The 4,211-nt window shown below is 71.1% G+C and carries 6 protein-coding genes; all 6 read left to right on the plus strand.

Translation table 11 applies throughout. The annotated features are described in order from the left end of the window. The coding region (locus KUTG_RS28615; protein WP_369794523.1) for a hypothetical protein at positions 1-304 on the plus strand (304 nt) is incomplete at its 5' end. Beyond that, the gene (locus KUTG_RS28620; protein WP_157494831.1) at positions 304-1,095 is read left to right on the plus strand and encodes a hypothetical protein; all 792 of its coding nucleotides are present in this window, start codon (positions 304-306) and stop codon (positions 1,093-1,095) included. The genes KUTG_RS28615 and KUTG_RS28620, both read left to right, overlap by 1 nt. Then, a complete protein-coding gene (locus KUTG_RS28625; RefSeq protein WP_157494832.1) occupies positions 1,092-1,535 on the plus strand; it encodes a pilus assembly protein TadE in 444 nt (147 codons plus the stop codon). Before KUTG_RS28620 ends, KUTG_RS28625 begins: the two co-directional genes overlap by 4 nt. Beyond that, positions 1,532-1,942: a hypothetical protein gene (locus KUTG_RS28630; protein WP_043721145.1), complete on the plus strand. Its 411-nt coding sequence runs from the start codon at positions 1,532-1,534 to the stop codon at positions 1,940-1,942. Before KUTG_RS28625 ends, KUTG_RS28630 begins: the two co-directional genes overlap by 4 nt. Then, positions 1,935-2,318: a hypothetical protein gene (locus KUTG_RS28635; RefSeq protein ID WP_043721147.1), complete on the plus strand. Its 384-nt coding sequence runs from the start codon at positions 1,935-1,937 to the stop codon at positions 2,316-2,318. The genes KUTG_RS28630 and KUTG_RS28635 overlap by 8 nt, the downstream gene beginning before the upstream one ends. Then, positions 2,315-4,211, plus strand: a 1,897-nt coding sequence (locus tag KUTG_RS28640; protein ID WP_043721149.1) for a LysM peptidoglycan-binding domain-containing protein, incomplete at its 3' end; no start/stop codon positions are given. The genes KUTG_RS28635 and KUTG_RS28640, both read left to right, overlap by 4 nt.

Consider the following 4,211-nt stretch of genomic DNA (forward strand, 5'->3'; position numbering starts at 1 on the left):
ACTCCTGATGTGGTGGGCCGCCGTCGACACCTGCTCGGCCGCCGCGCAGGAAGGCCTGGACACCGGCCGTGTCCTGGGCGGCACCCCCGCCGCCGCCCAGCAGGCCGCCGCCTCTTACATGGACCGCGCCGCCGGCATGGCCCGCAACCCGCAGGTCTCCACTACGGGCACCACCGACACAAAGATGCGGGTGTCGGTGTCCGCCGATGTCGTGATGGTCGTGCCGATTCCCGGCTGGCAGTGGCACATCGAGTACGCCGTCACCGGTGTCCGCGAACACCCCACCACGGAGAGGGATTCCTGATGCTGGACACCGGAGTCTTCCCAGGCGGTCCGGAGCCGATGCTGTGGCGTCCCGACCTTGACCAACCCCGACTGCGCCGCGAGGCAGTAATGGAGTCGGTGCTGCCCGAGGCGGCGCCGTTCGCACTCATCGGCACCGCCATCGCCTTCATGACCGGCTCCTGGATCGGCGTCCTGGTCGCGTTGTTGGTGCTGGCGTTGGCCGGGTTGGCCGCGGTGTCGGCCTACCGCTGCTGGGGCCTGGACTGCTCCCGCCCCGGCTGGACCCGCCACCGCCGCGACCGCGGCGCCGGCGAATGGTTCTACCGCCCCAGCGACTTCACCGCCCTCTCCAAGGACTGCCGGGACCAGGTGGACAACGTATTCGCGGCGCTGGGGGTGTTTGACGATCCGCTGGTCCTGGCCTGGCTGGACCCGGCCGACCGACGTGAGGTGCATGTCGTCGCGTGGCAGCTGCTGGACTGCCTGCACGCCACCCTGCCCGCCCGAACCCTGCTGGGCCGGGTCATGCCTGACCTCGCCGATGACGGCGTCGTCACACTCGCGCGCTACGAGCTCGTGCGGCTGGACACCGAGATTTCCGTTGGTGTTGAGGCGTTCTGTGACACCAGTGCGCTGGTGCGTGAGCTCGCCGTCCGGATCACCGCGCCCCGCCGCCGTGTCGCTCTGCATGCCGGCCTGCGCTGCCTTCGCCTGCCTACGGTGCCGGCGGTGGCCGAGTTGCGGGAGGACGTGCGCAGCCGCGTCCGAGCCGTGCAACAGGTCCTCGACCTGGCCGGGACCACCCCATGACAACGATGTTGCGGCGCCTGATCACCGACGAGACCGGCGTCATCACGGCCGAGGTCGCCTTCTACGTGCCGATCGCCGCGCTGATCGTGTGTCTGCTGTGGGCGTTCGGCGCCACCGCGTCGGCTAGCTCCGCCGTGCTGCACGCCGCGCTCGACGCCGCCCGCGCCGCCTCCCATGCCCCCGACGCCGGACACGCCCGAGCCGAGGCTTCCCGTGTCGCGCAGGAGATTCTCCACGAGCACGACCTGCGCTGCCGCACCCTCACTGTCACCGTCGACACCAGCGGCTTCACCATCCCGGTCGGCCAGCCCGCCCAGGTGAGCGTCGAGGTGACCTGCCTGATCACTCTGGCCGACCTGTACGTGCCGGGGGTGCCCGGCGAGAAAGTCCTGCATGAGCACCAGATCAGCGCTCTGGACACTTTTCGGACCCGGACATGAACCGCTTCTTCGCCCGCTTGGTACGGGAGGACACGGGCTCGGTATCGGTCACCATGGCCCTGGGCATGTTCGTCGCGATGCTGATGCTGGCGTTCCTGACCACTGTGCACGGTCTCAACGATGCCCAGTCCCGCGCCGACGCCCTCGCCTCCGAAGCTGCCCGCGCCGCCGAGACCGCCCTCAACACCCGCGGCGCTACCATCACCGTGGACCCCGTGGACGCCCAAACAGCCGCCCGCCACTACCTCGCCGCGGCCAGCGTCACCGGCACCGTCACGATCACCGGCCCCGCCACGGTGACGGTCACCGTCACCGTGGACCGGCCCGCGATGTTCACACTCTTCGGCCCCACCTATCACGCCACCGCGACCAAAAACGCCGTCCTGGTGGTCGGTTCCCATGCGTGAGGCCCGCAGCGCCTTCGCCGCGGTGATCGCGTCGGTCGGGTTCCTGGTCGGCGCGCCGATCGACACCCTCGCCACCGGCGGCACCCCCGACCACCTCCTTCCGCCAGTTGACCGTCCAGGTGGACACCGCCGGTTTCGCCGTGCCAGGCAGCCAACCGGCCAGGCCAGCGTCGACGTGGCGTGCGTGATCAGCCAGGCCTACCTGGCCGCCGACGGCGTCACCGGCACCGTCACGATCACCGGACCCGCCACAGTGCAGATCACCGTCACCGTGGACCGCCCGGCAGTGATGGAGCTGTTCAGCCCGACGTATCACGCCACCGCCACCCAGACCGCCGCGCCCGCGGTCGGCACCTGCGCAGGAGCCACCCCATGACCACCCTCACCCGTCCCCGTGCGGCGCAGGTGGCCACGGCACTGGCTGCGCTGTGCGGGATGGCTGTGTTCGCCGTCGGGCTGCCCATCGCCAACGTCATGACCGGCGGCCAACCGCAGCAGTTGCTGCCCACCACATGGCCGGACCTGTCCGACCCGGACCTGCCCAGCCACATGTGGCAGGCGCTGCGCTGGTTCTACCTGGACGGCCACCTGATCCCGTGGTTGACGCACGTCATGTTGTGGTGCGCGTGGGGAATCGGCGTGTGCTGCATCCTCGCCGACCTCTACACCGTGGCACGCGCCGGCAGCACAGCGCTGCGCCGACGCCTGCAGACCAGCACCCCACGCACCTGGATCACCAGCGTGGTTGCCACCGCACTGATCCTGGCCTCGACCAGCACCGCCCACGCCACACCGGGCAGCGGCGCCCGGCCGGTGGCCACCGCGCCGCAGCATCCGGTACGCGACAACCACAGTCTCGCGCCGGCACTGGTCGCCGACGAGCCGGTTGTCTCGCCGAAGCACAGCCCGTTCTTCCTCGATGACTCCGTCCACCCGAGCAATCCGCGTGTCACGGTCGTGCGTGGCGACACCTACTGGGGACTGGCCGATCACCACCTCGGCGATGGCCGCCGCTACGTCGATATCGAGGCGCTCAACCGCGACCGGGTCCCCGACCCGCGTGTCCTGTTGCCCGGGACGATCCTGCTGTTGCCCCCCGATGCCACCGATCTACCCACCAGAGCGGATGACCCGGGCCCTGGCGCGTATCAGGTCACTGTCCGAGTGGGTCAGAGCCTGGCGGACATCGCTTGCTCCCACCAGGTCACGGGCGGCTGGCAGCGGCTGTGGGAGATCAACCGCAACCGGCTCCAACCCGACGGGCGCGCGCTACGCGCCCCGGCGTTGATACTGCCGGGCTGGCACCTGTGGATCCCCGCACCGCCGCCATCGACCGCACCCGTCGCACCGCCAGTGGTGCCGCCCGCCGCGTCGACGTCTCCACCAGCCCTCGCTCCACCACCGCAGGCGCCCCGTACTACCGGCGGCCCGTCGGCACCGAACGCGACATACGGCCACTCCCCGTCCGACACGGCGTCACCAGGGCATGAGGTGATCACGCTGCCCTCCGGTGGGATCGTCGGTCTTGGGTTCGCGGGCCTGATCACTATCGCGCTCGCGGTGGTACGGCTACGCCGCCGACGCCACCGCCACGTGACCGGCACGCTGCACCCACCCACCCCCACCCCGGCGGTGCCGCCCGCGGTGGCGCTGCTGGACACCGCCTGCCGCGCACCCGACCCCACACAGCCCCCCGACGAGGCCCACACCGACCCCGGCACCCCGCGGCGGTCATGGCCGCCACCCGCCCCGATGCTCACCACGCACGACGACAGCGGCACCACCGCGACGGTCGATCTGACCACGGTGCCCGGTCTCGGGTTGACCGGGCCCGGCGCGTCCGCCGCGGCCCGTGCGGCTCTGATCGCGCTGCTGGCCGCCGACACGCTGCATCCCACCGAGCTCCTGATCGTCGCCGACACCGCCACATTCCTCGCCGACGGCATCGGCACGGCGCCCGCCGCCGACGGTGCGGCGGTAGCCGATCACGTCGCGCTGGGGATGACCTGCGTGCCGACCCTCGATGAGGCCATCGCGATGGTGGAAGCCGAACTGGCGCGCCGCACCCGACTGCTGGATGAGCACACCCTGCACGCGACCAACCCACCCGACACCGCAGGCGAGAACACCGCTGATCCGGACACGCCCGTGGCGGACCGGTTCGCCACCTACCGGGCCAGTGATCCAGGCGAGCCCGTGCCCACCTACCTGGTCATCGCCTCACCCCCACCCGCGATGGCGCCCCGATGGCTGGCCGTGCTGGAGTTGG

This window comes from Kutzneria sp. 744 (assembly GCF_000568255.1).
Classification (GTDB): Bacteria; Actinomycetota; Actinomycetes; order Mycobacteriales; family Pseudonocardiaceae; genus Kutzneria.

What these genes read in the sequence shown, in the direction of transcription:
- KUTG_RS28620 (WP_157494831.1), top strand. Translation starts at nt 304, where the DNA reads ATGCTGGACACCGGAGTCTTCCCAGGCGGTCCGGAGCCGATGCTGTGG.
- KUTG_RS28625 (WP_157494832.1), top strand. Translation starts at nt 1,092, where the DNA reads ATGACAACGATGTTGCGGCGCCTGATCACCGACGAGACCGGCGTCATC.
- KUTG_RS28630 (WP_043721145.1), top strand. Translation starts at nt 1,532, where the DNA reads ATGAACCGCTTCTTCGCCCGCTTGGTACGGGAGGACACGGGCTCGGTA.
- KUTG_RS28635 (WP_043721147.1), top strand. Translation starts at nt 1,935, where the DNA reads ATGCGTGAGGCCCGCAGCGCCTTCGCCGCGGTGATCGCGTCGGTCGGG.